The 18,733-nt window shown below is 63.0% G+C and carries 15 protein-coding genes and 1 pseudogene; 4 read left to right on the forward strand and 12 right to left on the reverse strand.

What is annotated here, in order from left to right:
- Positions 1-222: 222 nt before the first annotated feature.
- On the reverse strand, positions 223-1,041 hold the full coding sequence (locus tag PCO31010_RS19285; protein WP_150665692.1) for an IclR family transcriptional regulator: 819 nt from the start codon (positions 1,039-1,041) through the stop codon (positions 223-225).
- A 770-nt stretch (positions 1,042-1,811) separates the two neighbouring features.
- Here PCO31010_RS19285 and PCO31010_RS26685 point away from each other — a divergent pair.
- Positions 1,812-2,207, forward strand: a complete 396-nt coding sequence (locus tag PCO31010_RS26685; protein ID WP_039399697.1) for a transposase — start codon at positions 1,812-1,814, stop codon at positions 2,205-2,207.
- Positions 2,208-2,428: 221 nt separating this feature from the next.
- On the opposite strand, the gene PCO31010_RS19295 is transcribed toward PCO31010_RS26685, so the two are convergent.
- The 8 genes from PCO31010_RS19295 to PCO31010_RS19330 all read right to left on the reverse strand — a co-directional run bounded on the left by PCO31010_RS19295 (position 2,429) and on the right by PCO31010_RS19330 (position 10,404).
- Positions 2,429-3,535 carry an NAD(P)/FAD-dependent oxidoreductase gene (locus tag PCO31010_RS19295; protein WP_150665694.1) on the reverse strand — a complete coding sequence of 369 codons (1,107 nt, stop codon included), beginning with the start codon at positions 3,533-3,535 and terminating at the stop codon, positions 2,429-2,431.
- A gap of 105 nt (positions 3,536-3,640) precedes the next feature.
- Positions 3,641-4,573 (reverse strand): electron transfer flavoprotein subunit alpha/FixB family protein, encoded by a 933-nt coding sequence (locus tag PCO31010_RS19300; protein WP_150665112.1) that lies wholly within the window; start codon positions 4,571-4,573, stop codon positions 3,641-3,643.
- A 13-nt stretch (positions 4,574-4,586) separates the two neighbouring features.
- Positions 4,587-5,336, reverse strand: coding sequence for an electron transfer flavoprotein subunit beta/FixA family protein (locus PCO31010_RS19305; RefSeq protein ID WP_150665695.1), 750 nt, complete (start codon positions 5,334-5,336; stop codon positions 4,587-4,589).
- A gap of 122 nt (positions 5,337-5,458) precedes the next feature.
- Positions 5,459-6,688: an MFS transporter gene (locus PCO31010_RS19310; RefSeq protein WP_150665696.1), complete on the reverse strand. Its 1,230-nt coding sequence runs from the start codon at positions 6,686-6,688 to the stop codon at positions 5,459-5,461.
- Positions 6,689-6,764: 76 nt separating this feature from the next.
- Positions 6,765-7,655, reverse strand: a complete 891-nt coding sequence (locus PCO31010_RS19315; RefSeq protein WP_150665697.1) for an amidohydrolase family protein — start codon at positions 7,653-7,655, stop codon at positions 6,765-6,767.
- A 64-nt stretch (positions 7,656-7,719) separates the two neighbouring features.
- Positions 7,720-9,132, reverse strand: coding sequence for an FAD-binding oxidoreductase (locus PCO31010_RS19320; protein WP_150665698.1), 1,413 nt, complete (start codon positions 9,130-9,132; stop codon positions 7,720-7,722).
- Between the two features lie 65 nt (positions 9,133-9,197).
- Positions 9,198-9,929: a FadR/GntR family transcriptional regulator gene (locus tag PCO31010_RS19325; protein WP_150665699.1), complete on the reverse strand. Its 732-nt coding sequence runs from the start codon at positions 9,927-9,929 to the stop codon at positions 9,198-9,200.
- Positions 9,930-10,104: 175 nt separating this feature from the next.
- Entirely contained in the window at positions 10,105-10,404 is a 300-nt protein-coding gene (locus PCO31010_RS19330) for an antibiotic biosynthesis monooxygenase family protein (protein WP_039399708.1), read from the reverse strand.
- A 294-nt stretch (positions 10,405-10,698) separates the two neighbouring features.
- Here PCO31010_RS19330 and PCO31010_RS19335 point away from each other — a divergent pair, with 294 nt between their 5' ends.
- Entirely contained in the window at positions 10,699-11,901 is a 1,203-nt protein-coding gene (locus PCO31010_RS19335) for an ammonium transporter (protein ID WP_150665700.1), read from the forward strand.
- Between the two features lie 160 nt (positions 11,902-12,061).
- On the opposite strand, the pseudogene PCO31010_RS19340 reads toward PCO31010_RS19335, so the two are convergent.
- The 3 genes and pseudogenes from PCO31010_RS19340 to PCO31010_RS19350 form a co-directional block, all read right to left on the reverse strand.
- A pseudogene (locus PCO31010_RS19340) lies at positions 12,062-15,108 on the reverse strand (efflux RND transporter permease subunit).
- Positions 15,108-16,220 (reverse strand): efflux RND transporter periplasmic adaptor subunit, encoded by a 1,113-nt coding sequence (locus PCO31010_RS19345; protein ID WP_150665701.1) that lies wholly within the window; start codon positions 16,218-16,220, stop codon positions 15,108-15,110. The pseudogene PCO31010_RS19340 and the gene PCO31010_RS19345 overlap by 1 nt, the downstream one beginning before the upstream one ends.
- Positions 16,207-17,610 (reverse strand): TolC family protein, encoded by a 1,404-nt coding sequence (locus PCO31010_RS19350; protein ID WP_246184688.1) that lies wholly within the window; start codon positions 17,608-17,610, stop codon positions 16,207-16,209. Before PCO31010_RS19350 ends, PCO31010_RS19345 begins: the two co-directional genes overlap by 14 nt.
- Positions 17,611-17,814: 204 nt before the next feature.
- Here PCO31010_RS19350 and PCO31010_RS19355 point away from each other — a divergent pair, with 204 nt between their 5' ends.
- Both PCO31010_RS19355 and PCO31010_RS19360 read left to right on the forward strand, forming a co-directional pair.
- The gene (locus tag PCO31010_RS19355) at positions 17,815-18,417 is read left to right on the forward strand and encodes a response regulator (RefSeq protein ID WP_150665702.1); all 603 of its coding nucleotides are present in this window, start codon (positions 17,815-17,817) and stop codon (positions 18,415-18,417) included.
- Positions 18,324-18,644 carry an ATP-binding protein gene (locus PCO31010_RS19360; protein ID WP_150665703.1) on the forward strand — a complete coding sequence of 107 codons (321 nt, stop codon included), beginning with the start codon at positions 18,324-18,326 and terminating at the stop codon, positions 18,642-18,644. The genes PCO31010_RS19355 and PCO31010_RS19360 overlap by 94 nt, the downstream gene beginning before the upstream one ends.
- Positions 18,645-18,733: the final 89 nt, after the last annotated feature.

Consider the following 18,733-nt stretch of genomic DNA (forward strand, 5'->3'; position numbering starts at 1 on the left):
GAAGATGGCGAGACAAGCGCGACGAAGTGCGCAACGAAGCGGGGGCGGAGAAAAACGGGGCGTATGAGTGGCGACGATCCCCGGCCCCCTGACGCAGTGACTTAAAGGTAGTGGAACGGAGTCAGGGGGCCGGGGATTGGCGCTGCCCGGGGGGTATTAAGGGCGGGGAGGATTTGGGACCGTAGGGTTGGGGACCGTAGGGTTGGGGACCGTCGGGTTACATCACGGATGCCCGCCGAGCGGCACAACACCAGTGCGCTCGGAGCGGTAATTCAGCTTATGAGAGAGTTCATCGGCTGCGGATACCACCTTCTCGACAATGCCGCTCTCGAGCAGGTCGGCTTCGACGCGTGCCTGCGGGATCGTCACGCTGATAACGGCGGCAATTTGCCCTCGATGATTGCGCACCGGCGCGGCGATCGTCGAAATGTTCTGTTCGAAGAAGGCTTGGCTCATGCTGTAACCGCGAGCGATGTCTTCCTGCACCACGCGGTGGAGCGCATCGACCGTGGTGGGCGTATGCGCCGTGTAGGCTTCGAGCTTGCGTTCCGGATAAAGCTGCTTGAGCGACGGCAACGAATAGTCGCCGAGCAGAATGTGCCCGACGGCGGTCGCATGAGCGGGCAGACGCGTACCCACGCGTACCGTACCAAACACCAGTTCGCGGCTGGCCGCCTTTGCGACGAACACTGCATCGCGCTGATCGAGAATCAGGATGTGGCTGGAGAAGCCCGTCGCGTCGCGCAGCTTCTCGATGACGGGCGTCCCCAGATCCGTCAGCTCAAGCGAGTTCAGATACTCGAAACCGAGGCGCAGCACTGCCACACCGAGTCGGTAATGACGGTCGTCGCCCGCCTTCTCGATAAAGCCTTCGGCTTCCAGCGTCTGCAACAGACGGAACACCGTCGAGCGTGGAATATCCAGCCGACGGGCAAGGTCCGCCCCTGCCAGCACCGGCTCGCGCGCCGAAAAAGTCATGAGGATCCGCAGACCGCGCTCCAGGCCCGGGACCGAATATTTGTTATCGCTGTCGTTGCTCATGCCGTTTGCGCACAATGGCGCCGACCGGTGTGCGGCGGTTCCGCGCAGCCGATAGACGATATTCATGGAAGGCGCACATTATAGGCTACGGTCCCGCCACCCGACCATGACGGAAGACCATGAGTCGACCGGGCCACTTTCTCACCACGCGAGACGGAGTTGCGCCGATGGTATCGCGACGGTTGCGCTTGGTTGCGCCCGTTCTCGAAACACCATGCCCTATGCAAGCGCAGGCTGGCACCCATCCAGGGCAAGCGGGGCGGGCTTTCGGGCGATTTCGGGGCCCGACGCCCGCGTCCGGCGGCATGCACCGCAATGGGGGTAATTCCGAAGCGCGTCGACTCGCGGTTTTTGTCATGATTGCGGCTGCAAGCTTGACAAGCTGGCGCATGTGGAGCGAGACACCGTGGCCCGAGCCGAGAACAACAAACGATCCGGACTGGCCAAAAGGCACGTATTCCTTTTCTCCTGACGCTTTTGCGATTGCCTATCCCAATAGCCACTCAGGAGCTGCGCCCACCTGCCAAGTGGGCGTTTTTTTGCTGGTTAAACGCTCCCTTCGCAGTGTGGTTCGACCCGCCCGCGGCGTTCTTCAAAAGAGAACCCGATGTCCTGGCATGCTTGTTGCTTGTATTTCCAGCATCGGGGATCGACGCCGCCTTGGCCGAGTTTTGACGATAAGTACGCACCAGATTGCACCGGTTCTTACTAGATCGCGAAACCCGGACTCGCCCCCTGCGGCGCCTCCGTTTGTTTTGGGTCGAGGTGTTATGTTTAATGAACTGAGCGACGTTGAATGGCACGCCCTGCGTGATCTGATTTGCGACCGACCGGTCCGTACGGAACGACGCGGCCGCCCTCAAGTCGAGCAGCGCACGCTGACCAATGCTGTCTTGTGGGTGCTGTTCACTGGCGAGAGCTGGTCCAAGCTGCCCATGCAGTACCCCTCCGTGCCGACCTGCCGTCGCAAACTGAACGAATGGCGCGAATCGGGCATGCTCGATACGATTCTGAAACGCCTGCAACAATCGGGCCGCGATATCAGCGCCTGTGCAGGTCAGATCAGCAAACCGGCACGCAGCACGCCGTGTGGCGACACCGATCGACTGCGTGGTGTGTTCTGGACGAACCCCGCTTCGTGGAAGCCGCCGGTCGCCGTGCGGTAATGGGTGTCGAGTGGCGCTGATGGGTCGTCGGTGTGCCGACCCGCACACCAGATCGAATCCATCGATGTCACGATGTCCCCAGGCAGGATTGCCGCGCAACGTTCGCGGCGCCGCCGGGAAGGCATCACGGGGTTAGCCAGATAGCAGACATGAGCGAGATGTGGCCGGGCGGCCCATCTCGCGATTTGTCGCCTGACGTCTCTCCTCAGGGAGTCAGGCCATCAGTCCAATGCGGCGCGCACAGCCTCCGCAATCGCCAGCGACGCCGTCAGACCCGGCGATTCGATGCCGAACAGATTGACGAGCCCCGCCACGCCATGCACCGCCGGTCCATCGATCCGGAAGTCCGCTGCCGGCTCACCCGGTCCGCTGATCTTCGGTCGAATTCCCGCATAGCCCGGTTGTAACGCGCCATCCGCCAGCGTCGGCCAATAGCGTCGCACTGCGGCGTAGAAGCCGTCGCCGTCGGACGAATTCACCGTGTAGTCAATCTCGTCCACCCACACCACGTTCGGACCGAAACGCGCCTGACCGCCGAGATCGAGCGTCAGGTGGACGCCCAGTCCGCCCGGCTCGGGCACCGGATAAATCAGATGGGTGAACGGCGCACGCTGCGCGCAGGTGAAATAGCTGCCCTTCGCGTAATACCGCTGAGGAATGTGTTCCGACGCCAGCCCATCGAAGCGACGAGCGATATCGACAGCGTACAGGCCCGCGCTATTGACGACCGTGTTGGCGAGCAGTGTCGACGTGACGCCATCGGTCTCGACATCGAGTTCGATGCCCTCGGCACTGCCCACGCGAGCGCCTGTTACGCGCGCCTCGAAGGCCAGCATCGCACCTGCGTTCTCCGCGTCACCCTGCAAAGCGAGCATCAGCCCATGACTGTCGACGATGCCCGTCGACGGGGAGAGCAATGCACCAAACGTGTGCAGCGCAGGCTCTCGTTGTGCCACTTCCGCCGCCGTCAGCCACTGAAGATCGTCGACCCCGCTCGCGCGCGCGTTGGCGGCGATCGCTTCGAGCTCAGCGACCTGATGGTCGGTCGTCGCGACGATCAGCTTGCCGCAGCGACGATGCTCCACACCGTGCGAGGCGCAAAATTCGTACAAACGGTGTTTGCCCTCGACACACAGCGTCGCCTTGCGCGAGCCGGGCGGATAGTAGATGCCGCCGTGGATGACCTCGCTGTTGCGCGAACTCGTGCCCGTGCCGATGGCACGCTCGGACTCCAGCACGACGACTTCGCGTCCGGCCATGGCCATCGTTCGCGCGACGGCCAGTCCCACCACGCCCGCGCCGATCACGACGCAATCGACTTTGTCCATCGCTGTTCCCTGTTTGCCGTTCGAGATGTCCGATTCGGATGAAGGCGCACTTGCACACGTCTTCATCCGAATCGGCTGCGGGAGCGACTCCCGCAGCCCAACGCGTTACAGCGCGCCCGTCAGTTCCGGCACGACGGTGAACAGATCGCCCACCAGACCGTAGTCCGCCACCGAGAAGATCGGTGCTTCCGGATCCTTGTTGATCGCCACGATCACCTTCGAATCCTTCATGCCCGCCAAGTGCTGAATCGCACCCGAAATGCCCACAGCCACATACAACTGCGGCGCGACGATCTTGCCCGTCTGACCAACCTGATAGTCGTTCGGCACGTAACCGGCATCGACCGCTGCACGCGATGCGCCCAGCGCCGCACCCAGCTTGTCCGCCAGCGGCTCCAGCACCTTCGTATAGTTCTCGCCGCTGCCCAGACCGCGGCCACCCGAGACGATGATCTTCGCCGAGGTCAGCTCAGGACGGTCCAGCTTCGTCACTTCACGGCCCACGAACTGCGACACGCCAGCGTCCGGCGTCGCTGCGACGCTTTCCACCGCAGCGCTGCCACCCGTGGCCGCCGCCGGGTCGAAGCCCGTCGAGCGCACCGTGATGACCTTCACCTTATCGGCGCTTTGCACCGTCGCAATCGCATTACCTGCGTAGATCGGACGCTCGAAAGTGTCCGCGCTGTCGACCTTCGTGATATCCGAAATCTGCGCGACGTCGAGCAGCGCTGCGACGCGCGGGGCGATGTTCTTGCCGTACGCCGTGGCCGGGGCCAGGATGTGCGAGTAGTTGCCTGCAATCGACACCACTTCGTCCGCGATGTTCTCAGCCAGACCGTCGCCGAAGTAGGCGGCGTCTGCGAGCAGCACCTTCTTCACACCGGCGATCTGCGCAGCGGCGTCAGCTGCTGCCTTCGCGTTGCTGCCCGCGACCAGCACGTGCACGTCGTCGCCGCATTGCAGCGCTGCCGTCACCGTGTTCAGGGTCGCCGACTTGATAGCGTTGTTGTCGTGTTCTGCAATGACCAGAATGCTCATCTCGTCGTCTCCCTTAGATAACCTTGGCTTCGGTCTTGAGCTTGTCGACGAGCGCTGCCACGTCCGCCACCTTCACCCCTGCGCTGCGCTTGGGCGGCTCGGCCACCTTCAGCGTCTTCAGACGCGGGCTCACATCCACCCCCAGATCCGCAGGCTTCACGGTCTCCAGCGGCTTCTTCTTCGCCTTCATGATGTTGGGCAGCGTCACGTAACGCGGCTCGTTCAGGCGCAGGTCCGTCGTGATCACCGCAGGCAGCGCCAGCGACACGGTCTCGAGACCGCCGTCCACTTCGCGCGTCACTTGTGCACGGTTATCCGCCACCGACACCTTCGAGGCGAACGTCGCCTGCGGCAGCTTAGCGAGTGCCGCCAGCATCTGACCCGTTTGGTTGGAATCGTCGTCGATCGCTTGCTTGCCGAGGATCACCAGTTGCGGCTGCTCCTTGTCCACCAGCGCTTTGAGCAGCTTGGCCACAGCCAACGGCTGCAACTCTTCGTCAGACTCGATGAGAATCGCGCGATCCGCACCGATGGCCAGCGCCGTACGCAGCGTCTCTTGCGACTGGGCCACGCCCGCCGACACCGCGATCACTTCCGTCGCCACGCCCGCTTCCTTCAGACGCACCGCCTCTTCCACCGCGATTTCGTCGAACGGATTCATCGACATCTTCACGTTCGCGATGTCGACGCCACTGCCGTCGCTCTTCACGCGAACCTTTACGTTGTAATCCACTACCCGTTTGACCGGTACCAGGATCTTCATGCGGAACTCCCTTGAATCAAAAAAACCGGACGGCCTGCCGACACCACGGCAACGGCCGTCCTCGAACATACGAAAACTGTCTTGCGAATTCAGCCAACTGAGCTGCGAAGTTGCTCGCGAACTTACTCGATCTCGCGCCCTTTCGTCTCGGGCAACATGAACGCGGTGATCAGCACGACGAGGTACGCGCCACCGGCAAACATCCCGATGGCCGAGCCCAGACCGCTCGTCTTGGCGAGATAGCCCACCAGACTCGGGAACAAGGCGCCGATGCCGCGCCCGAAGTTATACGCGAAGCCCTGCGCATTCGCACGCACCGCCGACGGAAACAGCTCCGTCAGATACGCGCCCATGCCGCTGAAAATGCCCGACGCCGCGAATCCCAGCGGGAAGCCGAGAATCAGCATCTGGTCGTTGCTCAGTTGAAGCTGTGTGTAGACGTAAATGCTCACGCCCGAGAGCACGGCAAAAATCAGCAGGTTCGCGCGACGCCCCAGACGGTCGGTCAGATACGCCCCCGTCAGGTAGCCGATGAACGAACCGAGAATGATCACCAGCAGATAGCCGCCCGTGCCGATCACCGACAGGTGGCGCTCCGTCTTCAGGAACGTGGGCAACCACGTCGTCACGGCATAGTACCCGCCCTGCACGCCCGTGCACAGCAGCGCCGAGAGTGCCGTCGTCTTGATCAGTTCCGGCGAGAAGATCGTCCACGCCGACGTGCGCTTTTCTGCGGCATCTTCGCGTTTGCGCGTGCGCTGAAACAGTTCGGGCTCAGGCACGTTCTTTCGGATGAAAAGCACGAACAATGCCGGAATCACACCGATCCAGAACAGCACTCGCCACGCATACTCTTCCGGCAGATACGAGAACGACGCCGTATAACAAAGCGCCGCCACGGCCCATCCGATAGACCAGCCGCTTTGCACCGTCCCCACGGCGCGGCCGCGATACTCGGTGCGCACGATCTCGCCCATGAGCACCGAACCCACCGCCCACTCGCCGCCGAAGCCCAGACCCTGCAACGCACGCAGCACGAAAATCTGCTCGAAGTTCTGTGCGAAGCCGATCAGTACCGTGCAGATGGAGAACCACAGAATCGTGACCTGCAAGATACGCACCCGTCCGTAACGGTCGGCCAGCACCCCGGCAAGCCAGCCACCGATGGCCGAGAACAGCAGCGTCACGGTCGCCAGCATGCCGGCTTGTCCCTTGTCGATGCTGAACACGGTGATCAGTGTCGAGATCACGAAGGTGAACACCATGAAGTCGAGCGCGTCGAGCGCCCACCCGCCGAACGCGGCAATAAACGTGTGCCGCTCGGTCTTGTTCATCTGGCGATACCAATCCATCTTGTCTCCTCCTGAACCTCTTGGACTTCATGAGCGCTAGGCGCGCCGGGAATGGGTAAAGCAATCAAATCGGAAATCAGATCGTTTTCGGAAAGCCGTACAGCCGTGCCGGGTTATCCACCAGAATGCGCCGACGTGTCTCGGCGTCCGGTGCCCACTGCGGCAGCAGATTACGCAACGCACCGGTGTTCGGCATGCGCGTGAGCGACACATGCGGCCAGTCGCTGCCCCAAACCATGCGATCGGGGGCATCTTCGATGAGCGCCTGTGCGAACGGCGTCACATCGTCGAACGTCGGGAAACGTTCGCTGATCCGGTACGCGCCCGAGAGCTTCACCCAGTAACCGTGGTCGCGCACCAGCGAGCGCAACGCCGAAAAGCCCGGCGAATTCAGTCCCTGCGCCACGGGCGTATGACCCATGTGATCCACGATGCCCGGCACCGGCAGCGACGTCATGCGCGGCATGAGTTCGGGCAGCGCATTCACGTCCATCAGGAACTGCATATGCCAGCCCAGATCCTTGATGCGATGCGCGAGCGTTTCCATCGCCGTGAAGCCGATGCCACCACCGAACAGCACGTTGATGCGCAATCCGCGCACCCCCGCTGCGTGCATCGCTTCCAGCTCGGCATCGGTGACGGCCGGCGACACCACCGCAATGCCACGAAGGCGATCCGGGTGACGGCGTAGCGTTTCGAGCATGTACCGGTTGTCGGTGCCGTAGACGCTGATCTGCACCAGCACGCCATAGGTCATGCCCGTCGCGTCGAGCATCGCGAGGTACTTGTCCTCGGGCGCGGGCGGCGGCGTGTAGCTGCGCTCGGGCACCATTGGATACGCGTCGCTCGCGGCGACCACGTGTGCGTGCGTGTCGACAGCGCCAAAGGGCACTTCGAACGTGGGCGGATCGATCTCCGGCAGCGGGCCCAGACACAGCGGCGCACCGGCGGCGGAAGTTGCGGTCATGTCGACTCCTCAGGGGAAAACGTCATCGGACGCCGATGTCCGGCGTCCGCGATGCGAAAAATCGTTACAGCAGCTTGCCCGGATTCATGATCCCGGCCGGATCGAACACGGCCTTGATCTCGCGCATCAGGCGCAGTTCGAGCGGCGATTTGTACTTGGCGAAATAGTCGCGCTTGAGCTGTCCGATACCGTGTTCGGCGCTGATGCTGCCGCCGAAGCGCGCGACTTCGTCGAGCACTTCGGCCGTGATCGCCTCACCGTGCTTTGCCATGAAATCCGTCGCCTCACCTGCCGGACGCGACAGGTTGTAGTGCAAATTGCCGTCGCCGAAGTGGCCGAAGATGAACGGACGCACCTGCGGACAAACACGTCGCACCCGCGCCTCAGCGCTCGTCATGAACTCGGGAATCGATTCGATGGGCAGCGAGACGTCGTGCTTCAGGTGCGGGCCGTCGGCACGTTGCGCTTCGGAGATTTCCTCGCGCAACTTCCACATCTCTTCGACCTGACCCAGCGTGGACGACACCACGGCGTCGGCACACAGATCTCGCTCGATAGCGGCCTCGATCACCCGTTCGAGCAATGCCCCGAGGGCCTGTTCGTCTGCCGTATCGGCCAGCTCGACCAGCACGTAGCCCGGGTGACGCTCACCAAACGGCGCACGCACGCCCGGCACATGCGCCATCACCAGATCGACGCACTCGCCGGTGAAGAACTCGAACGCCTGCATGCGCGGGCCACATTCGGCGAACAGCAGCTCATAAAGTTCGAGCGCCTGACGCGGCGACGTGACGGCGGCGATGACCACCTGACGCACCGGCGTGGGGGCGTACAGACGCAGCGCCGCCGCCGTAATCACACCGAGCGTGCCTTCCGAGCCGATGAGCAACTGCTTGAGGTCGTAACCGGTGTTGTCCTTACGCAGCGTGCGCAGGCCGTGAAGGATCTCGCCATTCGGCAACACGGCTTCCACACCGAGCACCAGATCGCGCGTCATGCCATAGCGCACCACGTTCACGCCACCCGCGTTCGTCGCGAGATTGCCGCCCAACTGGCACGACCCTTCGGCCGCGAGACTCAGTGGTAGCAGACGATTCGCGTCGCGCGCCGTGCGTTGCAGGTCTTCGAGAATGCATCCCGCTTCGGCTACGAGGGTATTGGCGATGGTGTCGAGGCTGCGCACCGCGTTCATGCGGTCGAGGCTCAGCACCACGTTCTGCTCGGACTTGTCCGGGGTGGCGCCGCCGCACAGTCCGGTGTTGCCGCCGCGCGGGACGACCGGGGTGCCCGTGCTCTGGCACAGCGCAAGAATCTTGGCGACGTCCTGCGTCGAGCGCGGACGCACGACGGCCTGCGCGTGCCCGCGATACATGCCACGCCAGTCGGCGAGCCACGGTGCGACGTCCTCAGTGGAAGTGAAAACGCTGTCGGCGCCGACGGCGTCGATCAGACGTTGAGCGAAAGCGGTGATGGTCATAAGGTCACGCGTCGGGGGTTACGGTGTAGGGGATGGCATCTGACGATAGCTCGGCGGCTCGCAGATCAATGGCGCTTCGGCGCAACCGCGCCGGTAATGATGTCGCGCCCGGGAAGCGTCAGGCCAAGACGCCCCGAGGCACTCAACAGATGCGAGAGCGACGCCTCACGCGCGCGCATCGGATCGCGCGCCTTAATGGCATCGAACACGGCGACGTGCTCCTGATGCACCTGCGCCGCGAGGCCCTCGTGGCGCAACGTATTCGTGCGTGCGGCCTGCACGACCTGCCGGATTTGCAGATTCAGGTACTGCAACAGGTCGGCGTAATAGCGGTTGTGCGTCGCGCGCGCGATGGCGGCATGAAAAGCGGTATCGAACTCGACGCCGTTCTCCGGGTGATACAGATGTGTTTCGAGTTTGCCGAGGATCGTTTCGAGCTGACGGATGTCGTCGTCGGTATGACGAACGGCGGCGAGCGCAGCGGCCGTGCTCTCCAGATCCAGACGCAATTCGTAGACGCTCGCGAGATCGGCCGCATCCTGCCCGACGGGCACCTGAAAACCGCTTTGCGGCGTACGCGCCTTCACGGTCACGCCTGCGCCCTGACGGCTGTCGATCAGCCCCTGCGCACGCAGACGCTCCGTCACCTCGCGGATCACCGCCGGACTCACGCCATACGATTCGGAGAGTTGCTTGCCGGTCGGCAGCCGGGTGCCGACGGGATAGACGCCCTGCCGGATCGCTTCCTGTAGTTGCTGCGCGACCTGCTCGGTCAGGGTTCTGGGCTTGGTGGTCATCCGTTCCTGTCGCTCAATTCTTTTCTGGTTTGCATGTTATCTGAAAACTTTTATTGCCTCATATCGCGTTAACCCTAGTCGTCCCGCTAAAAAGAAAAAGCGGTGGTGGAGACTGGCTCCATCACCGCTTCATCGGCTGCGCTCCGATTGGATCGGACGCAGAACCGCTCCTGCCTTAGAAACCGATCAGCGCTTCCGTCACGTGGCCGACGTTCGGCGGCGCGGCGAAGCAATCGCTCACGAGCGCGCGCCATTGTTGGAAGGCTTCCGAGTTGCGAAAGTGAACGGTGTGGTCTTCGAGCGTTTCCCAGGTCACGACGAGGCTGTAATGCGTCGGTTGCTCGATGGACTTGAGCAGGCGCATGCCGTGGCAGCCTTTCGATCCCTTGAACAGCGGCGCGGCCTTGGCGACACCTTGTTCGAACTCGGCTTCCTTGCCGGGCTTCACTTCGATCTGGGCGATTTCAAAAATCATGGGGTTCCTCAGAGATGGGTCCGTGGTTTTGCTGATGGATTCTATACCGCGTGCCGGTGACACGCATCGCGTGTGACGTCCCCTAGCCTTTCACCGCTTTTCCACAATCCGCAATGTCCGCATGCACGAAGAACGCCCGCGGCGTCGGTTTGCGGCACCACGACCGTGCACCATGAAGCACCGAATGTCACATCACCAGATAAAACTCACATAGATATCAATGCGCTAGCGATTCCTGGCATCGCTCTTGCATATCTTCGTTTCTTCTCACGTTTGCACCAAAAGAGCACATTCATGCCCAATTCCAATACACCCGGCGACGTGCTGTTCCTGCTGCTCGGCGCGATCCTGGTGCTTGCCATGCACGCCGGTTTCGCGTTTCTCGAGCTTGGCACTGTCCGCAAGAAGAATCAGGTCAACGCGCTGGTCAAGATCCTCACGGACTTCGCCGTCTCGGGACTCGCGTATTTCTTCATCGGTTATCCGCTCGCCTATGGCGTGGACTTCTGGTCGAGCGCCACGGTGCTGTCCGAGCACAATGGCTACGCGCTGATCAAGTTCTTCTTCCTGCTGACGTTCGCGGCTGCCATCCCGGCCATCGTGTCTGGCGGCATTGCCGAGCGCGCCAAGTTTCATCCGCAGTCGGTGGCCACGTTCTTCCTCGTTGGCGTGATCTACCCCTTCTTCGAAGGCATCGCGTGGAACGGGCATCTCGGCATTCAGGACTGGCTCACCCAAACGCTCGGCGCGCCCTTCCACGATTTCGCAGGTTCGGTCGTCGTGCATGCGGTGGGGGGATGGATTGGTCTTGCGGCGGTGTTGCATCTCGGCGCGCGACGCGGGCGCTACAACGGTCAGGGGCAGGTCGCCGCGCATCCGCCGTCGTCGATTCCGTTCCTGGCCCTTGGCGCATGGATTCTGATCGTCGGCTGGTTCGGCTTTAACGTGATGAGCGCCCAGCGCGTCGGTGGCATCTCGGGGCTCGTTGCCGTGAACTCGCTCATGGCGATGGTCGGCGGCACGCTGGTTGCCATGTGGGTGGGACGCGACGACCCGGGCTTCATCCATAACGGGCCGCTTGCGGGACTCGTTGCCGTGTGTGCGGGGTCGGACGTCATGCACCCGCTCGGTGCGCTGGTCGTGGGTGCGGTCGCTGGCGGTCTGTTCGTGTGGCTGTTCACGGTGACGCAGAACCGTCTGCGCATCGACGACGTGCTTGGCGTGTGGCCGCTGCATGGCGTGTGCGGCATCTGGGGTGGGCTGGCGGCTGGCATCTTCGGACAGAAGGCGCTCGGTGGACTCGGCGGTGTGAGCTTCGTCGCACAGATCGTCGGCACGGTGATGGGCGTGGCGATCGCCTTCGCCGGTGGCTACCTCGTGTATGGGGTCATCAAACGCGTCTCAGGATTACGACTCGACGACGAACAGGAGTACTACGGCGCCGACCTCTCAATCCACAAGATCACGGCGACGCCGGAGCGGGAAACGAATTGGTGAGCGGGAGAATCTGAACCGCTGAATCATCAAACGGTGCGCAGTGACGCGACTCATGCCGATCACAGCGCACCGTTTGCAGGTCCCGCACTGAACGCCATCCATTGCGGCAAACCCACGAGGCAATTTCCTCCGGGACTGCACACTCAAGCCTGGACGGTCGTCATTGCGATTTGGGACGAAGAACAGCCTTAAGCAATGCGGGCAGCGCCAGAAGGACCAGCGGCATCTGGACGATAAGGCCCGCGATGATGGCCACCGCCAATGGCTGCTGCATCGCGGAGCCTTGTCCGATGGCAAACGCCAGCGGCAGCAGCGCAAGGATCGCGGCCAACGTCGTCATTGCAATCGGACGAAGTCGATTCTGCCCGGCGACAATCAGCGCTTCTTCCAGCGGCATGCCCTCCCGCGTCAGGCTCTGAAGCTCCGATACATAGAAGATCGCCACCTCCGTCACGATGCCGATGATCATCGTCATCCCCATCATCGCCGTGATGTTCAACTCGATGCCGGTCACCCACAAGCCGACGAATACCGCACCAGCGGCCAGCATCGGCATGGCCAGCACGGCGGCCGCCACACGAAATCGCTCGTAAAGGAACAGCAACAGCGCAAAGACCAGTGCGACGGCCGCCCCGAACACGACCATCAGACCGTGGAACGCGATTTGCTGCTGCTCGTAGAGCCCGCCCAGCGCGTAGTAGGTGCCCTTGGGAAGCAACGGCTGCGTGCCGAGCATCTGCTTCACATCGCCGATTACCGAGCCGAGATCGCGCCCGCTGATCCGCGCCGTGACCGCCACCATCGGCTTCAGGTTGTCCCGTTCGATTTCGGGTTGTCCGGTGACCGGGACAAGTTTGGCCACGCGGTCTAACGGAAACAGATGACCGTCGGGTGCGCGCAGGAGCAATTGGGCAAGCCCAGTATCGGTCAGCGCCTTCGCACCGGTCAGCTGAACGCGAATCCCCATGGCTTTGACGCCGACCTGATAGGTCGTCGCCACATTGCCTGCCAGCAGATCAGAAACCTGTTGGGCCACCCACTGCGGATCGACACCCTGCGCGGCCGCCGCGTCGGGCTGGATCTGGATGTCGAGCGCGTCACCGGCCGGATTGATCCCGTCATTCACATCGACGACGCCCGACACGTGCGCGAGGGCCCCCGCGACCTTGCGGGCCGTAGCCTCCAGCACCGCCTGATCGTCGCCGTAAATCTTGATTTGCACGGGTTGAGGCACCGCCGTCAGATCGCCGATGAGATCCTCCATCAGTTGAGCAAACTCAACGCTCACGCCGGGCACCCTCGCTTCCACCTGTGTGCGAATGTCGTTCATCACGGTATCGATCGGTTGCCTGCCGCCGGACTTCAACCGCACGAAGAAGTCCCCTCGATTCGGCTCACCCAGACCATCGCCCAGCCCTGTCCCGGTGCGTCGCGAGTACGTCTGCACATTCGGGTTGGACTGAACGATCTGCTCGATCTGGCGCACCAGTCGATCGCTCTCCGTCACCGATGTGCCCGGGGCCGTGTGATAGTCCAGCACGAAGCCGCCCTCGTCCATGCTCGGCATGAAGCCGCTGCCAACCTGCGTGAACGCGAATGCGGCAGCCGCCGCGAGCGGGACAATCCCGAGCAGCATGCGTGACGGGCGCAGTGTGAGCCCTCTCACCACACGTGTGTAGCGGGCGTCGACCCATCGCGCAATCTTGCCGCTGCTGTCCGCATGGGCGTCTTTTGCCGTCAGCCAGTGATCGCAAAGCAGCGGAATCGCCAGCCACGTCACACAGAACGACACAAAGAGCGCGCTTGCCATCGTGACGGAAAGCGCCTTGAAGAACGCACCGGTGACGCCTGTCAGAAGGCCAGCGGCACAAAGATGATCAGCGTGGCTGCCGACGAACCGGCAAGCGGTCGCGTGAACTCAAGCGCCGCCGCCATGACCCGGCCGTGAAACTTCTCTGCGCCATGCTCATGCATGCGCCGCACGATGTGCTCGATCATCACGATGGCGTCGTCGATGATCAGACCGACGGCCGCCGCCATGCCGCCCAGCGTCATGATGTTGAGTCCCATGCCGAATAGATGGAGCACCAGAAACGTTGCCGCCATCACGACAGGCACTTGCGCCACAGCGATGGCAGTGATTTTCCAGTTCCGCAGAAACAGCAGCAACGTAAAGGCGGCCAGCACGACGCCGATGAGCATGGCGTCGCGAACGCTGGCCGCAGACGCGATGACAAGCTCACTTTGGTCGTACCAGTTGGAGAGCTTCACGTCCGACGGCAACTGCGCCTTGAAGTCCACCAGCTTTGCCTGAACGTCGCGCGCAATCGCCACACTGTTGGCGCCCGGCTGCTGGTAGATGTTGAGCAGCACGGCGTCGCGGCCATTGGCGGTGACACGCAGCCATTGCGGAACGGTCCCCTGCGAGATGTTCGCGACGTCCGACAAATGGACCGGTCCGCCCGGCGTGTTCGCCACGACCACCCCGGCAAGCGTCTGCGGCGACGTCAGCGACGCGTGTGCGATAGCCAGATACAGCTTGTCGTGATCTTCGAGCCGACCGCTCGCGAGCAACACGTTGCTTGCCCCGACCGCCTTGACTACATCACCGATCGCAAGCTTGTAGGCGGCGAGCCGAAGGGGGTCGACAGTGACTTCAAGCTCGTCCTGCGCACCGCCTGCGGCCTCGACTCTCGCCACCCCGGCTACGGCCGACAGCAGCGGGCGCAACTGATACTGGGCAAGGTTGTACAGCTCCGAAGGCGAGCGTTTCGCGCTCGTCAGGCTATAGGCGATGACGGGAAACACCGTCGGGTCCATTCGCCGCACCCGCGTCGACGTCCCAGCCGGTAGCGAGGGCAACGTCTCTGCGATGGCCGACTGAATCTGAAGCGTGGCCAACGCCATGTCGGTGCCCCAGTCGAAGTTCACCGCAATCTCGGCGCTGCCGCGACTCGTTCGGGACGTCACGCCGCGCACGTTCGGCGCACGATGCAGCGCCTCTTCGACCGGCATGGTGACGAGCGTCGCCATTTGCTCGGCGGGGCGATCACCGGCGTCCAGTGACACGACGACGCGCGGGAACGCAACGTCCGGAAACAGCGAAATCGGCAACTGCGTCGACATGAGTGCGCCCGCAATCGCGATCATCGACACGACGAACAGCAACGAGCGCCGGTGCGCCTGCATCCATTGCACGAAACTCATCAGTGGTCTCCTGCGACGGTCACCGTCATGCCTTCGGTCAACTCGTAGTTGCCTGCCACGACGACCGGTGCCCCTTTGAGCAGATCGCCGTCGACACCGTATTTCTCCCCGGCGTCGACTTCCGGACGCACCGCGATTCGGTGCGCACGGTGCAAGCCGTCGATCTGGAAGAGATACGCGCCGTCCTTGTCGCGAAGCACGGCGCTACGCGGCACAACCCAGTGTTGCGCCGGTCGCGTCTGGATCGATGCGCTTACGCGCGTTCCAGGAATCAGGCCCGGGCTCGCAGGCGCATGCGCCGTCACAACCACGGCTTGCGTGACCGGATCGATGGCGGCACCGATGGTGGCGACGCGTCCGGTGACGACACCGCCCGTCAGATTGGCGGAGACCGGCCGGACCTCGACCACGTCCCCTGGGTGAATACTGGCCGCGAGCGATGGCTCGACGTTCAGGACAAGGTTCGGCACTTGAGCGTGCTGTGCGTCGCGGGCCAGCAGGCCGAGCGGTGCTCCGCTTGCAACCTGATCGCCCTGCCCCGCACTCAGTTGGACGACCACGCCGTCAAAGGGCGCGCGCAGCGTTTGCGTTCCGTTCGTCGCGCCGACACGCTGTTGAACCGCCTCGGCCTGCACGGCGTCGTCCAGCGATTTTTGCGCCGCGTCGAGTTGCGATTGCGTCGCCAGATGGGTGTCGTAAAGCGCGCGCGTATGCGCCAGGTCTCGACGGGCCGCTGCCAGCGCCGTACTGGCCTGATCGCGAGCGAGGGTCGCGGCAGCGTCCGCTACTACGTCCATCAGCGGCGTTCCCTTGGCAACCCGCTGACCGGGCGCGACGCGAAGCGCCGCAATCCGCACCGTATAGGGCAGCGTGACGGACTGAACCGCCGCGCCGGACGCCGACACGGCACCGTACGCGCTGACCGGTTGCGCAATCACCGCTTGCCTGACCGGTAACGCCGTCACCGAGACGGTGGCCGCATCTGCCGCTGCGCTGCCGCTAAACGAGGCGAGCAGACAACCCAGACCGAGTACGCCGGCCTGCCCCAGCGAGAGAATTTGCGGGCGTGCGCTGGCCCAGCGACGCGCGGCCGCTTGTTTATTTCTGTTCATGATTGGATTCCTTGGACGGAGTGCTGTCGGACACCATGGCCAGTCCGGCCAGTGTTTCGATGGTGATGTCCTGCTCTTCGACGGCCTCACGCAGTGACAACGCCTCGATGGACTTTGCCAACCACGCCAGACGGCTGTCGGTATAGGCGGTGAGCGTGAGATTGCGGGCTTGAAACTCGCGGGTTGCGTCGGCGCTCACTTGCGACAGACCGGGAAGCACGCCTTCGACGTCGCGTAGCTGCGTGCGCGAAATCGTGCGATCCGCGCGCAACCGGGCGATATCGGCATAGGCCTGATTCAGACGAATCTGGTACTCGTCATGCAGCCGGGTGCGCGTCGCGGATTCGATGGCGACGTTGCCCTGATTTCGATTGAAGATGGGCAGGCTCAGATTGATCTGAAAGCCTGAGGTGTAGACGTTTGAGGTGTCACGCGCTCGGACAAAACCCACCGTCAGACTCGGGAACTGTTTGAGAATGGCCTGGCGGTACTGTGCGTCCTGCGCTGCATAACCTTGTGCCAGCGCCAGCAAATCGGCGCGACGTTGTGCGAGATGGCCGACGGCCTCATCCAGTGCGACGTCGGACGCCGCAACATCCCGCGCACCGCCAATGAGCGTGAGTTCCGTCTCCGGCGACAAACCTAGCAATGCGTTGAGATCGGCATGCGCCTGAAGATCCGCATGCTGCAAGTCGGTGTATTGCTTGTGGGTATCCTGCGCGGAAGTCAGCGCTGCGCTGACGTTATCCGATGTCAGATTGCCTGCGCTGACTGCCTCCCGATAGGTCTCATAGCGTGCCTGCGCCAGCTCACTCGCCTGACGCGCCAACGGCAGCAGTTCGTCCTGAATGCAGACCTTCGCGAACAGGCGGCGGGCCTGAGCGATGATTTGCTGCTCTTGCCAGAGCAGTCCGAGATCGAGCTTACCGACGTTGTGTTCCGCCACGGCTTTCGCCCCGGGAATCGAGGCAATCGCCATCAGATCCATCGTGATGCCGTAGTTGAACGCGCGCGTCGCATTACTGCCCCCCGGGGTCACGTAATCGCTCGATATCCCCACTTGCGGATCGGGCAGTAGCCCAGCGGCGTAGGACTGCGCGTGGGCAATCCCCAGGTCGTCGCGTGCCAGCTTCAGGTCGGGATTGTTCGAGACGGCGAGCATGGCCACCTCGACACTGTCCAGACCGTCCGACGGATCGAAGTGGTGCGCCGCCAGCGCGGGGAAATGCAATGAGCGCAACGTAGCGGCATCGATGGGAATGCGGCTGACGCTCGACGGGGCATCCGGCTGCGTCGGCAGAGGCACCGCACGATACATCGTGCAGCCGCCGAGCAATACAGCGCTCAATAGCGTCGAACCAACGACGATACGACTGGGTCTGGATAGCAATCTGGGCCTCCAACGGCAAGGAGTGGTGACGTTGGGGCCGATTCTAAAAAGCGGTGCCTTAAGAACTGCTTAAGCAAGCCATACAAGCGGGCGCATTGACCGTGTGCGACACGACGGCTGCCGGTTAAGCATCCCCTAAGGAAAGCGGTGGCAGAATGCCTGTTTATCGATTCGCGGCTTGTTGGCGTTTGGGGGAGCTACGGGATGAGACTACTGCTGGTCGAAGACGACCCGATGATCGCCGAAACGGTGCAGGACGCCATGCGTAGCGAAGGACATGCCGTGGACTGGGCGTCCGATGGTCGGGCGGCGGAATTGTCGTTGGGCAACGCCGTCTACGAGCTGGTGCTTCTCGATCTGGGTTTGCCGAAACAGGACGGTATCGAAGTCCTGAAACGCTATCGCAAGGCCGGTGGCACGTCTCCCGTCCTGATTCTCACGGCCCGCGACGCCCTGACGGATCGCGTGCAGGGGCTGGATGCCGGAGCCGACGACTATCTGGTCAAACCGTTCGAACTGGACGAGCTGGCCGCCCGGGTCAGAGCACTGGGCCGTCGCCGAGTCGGACAGGCTGCACCGCTCTACGTGCACGGCACGCTGATGCTGGACCCTTCCGCCCACACGGTTTCGCTCGATGGGCAGGCGGTCGACCTTCTCCCCCGCGAATTCGCGTTGCTGTCTGCATTGATGGAAACGCCAGCACCGGCCTCACCATGCTGTTGGCGAATCTTGTCGACAACGCGCTTCGTCATACGCCGCGGGGCGGTGCCGTCGATGTGCGGCTGTCGAGCGGTAGCAGCGGCGTGACACTGGAAGTGATCGATACCGGACCCGGTGTCGCGCCGAATGAACTTGAGAAGGTCACCACGCGGTTCTATCGCGGTGACGAGGCGGTCGGGCAAGGCAGCGGCCTGGGCTTGTCGATTGTCGGTCGGGTCGCCGAGCGCCATCGCGCGCGACTGGTGCTGGAGAATCGAACAGACCGGACGGGCCTGATCGCGCGTGTGGCACCGTTGTTGTCAGCTAGCGCCTGAGCGGATGGCCGGTCGACGTCCCAAATGAATTCTCAGACGGCGCCGACGGCAATCGCCACCGGCCCCTTCCCATCGAACTGCATCTCGCC

The organism is Pandoraea commovens, assembly GCF_902459615.1.
Lineage (GTDB): Bacteria > Pseudomonadota > Gammaproteobacteria > Burkholderiales > Burkholderiaceae > Pandoraea > Pandoraea commovens.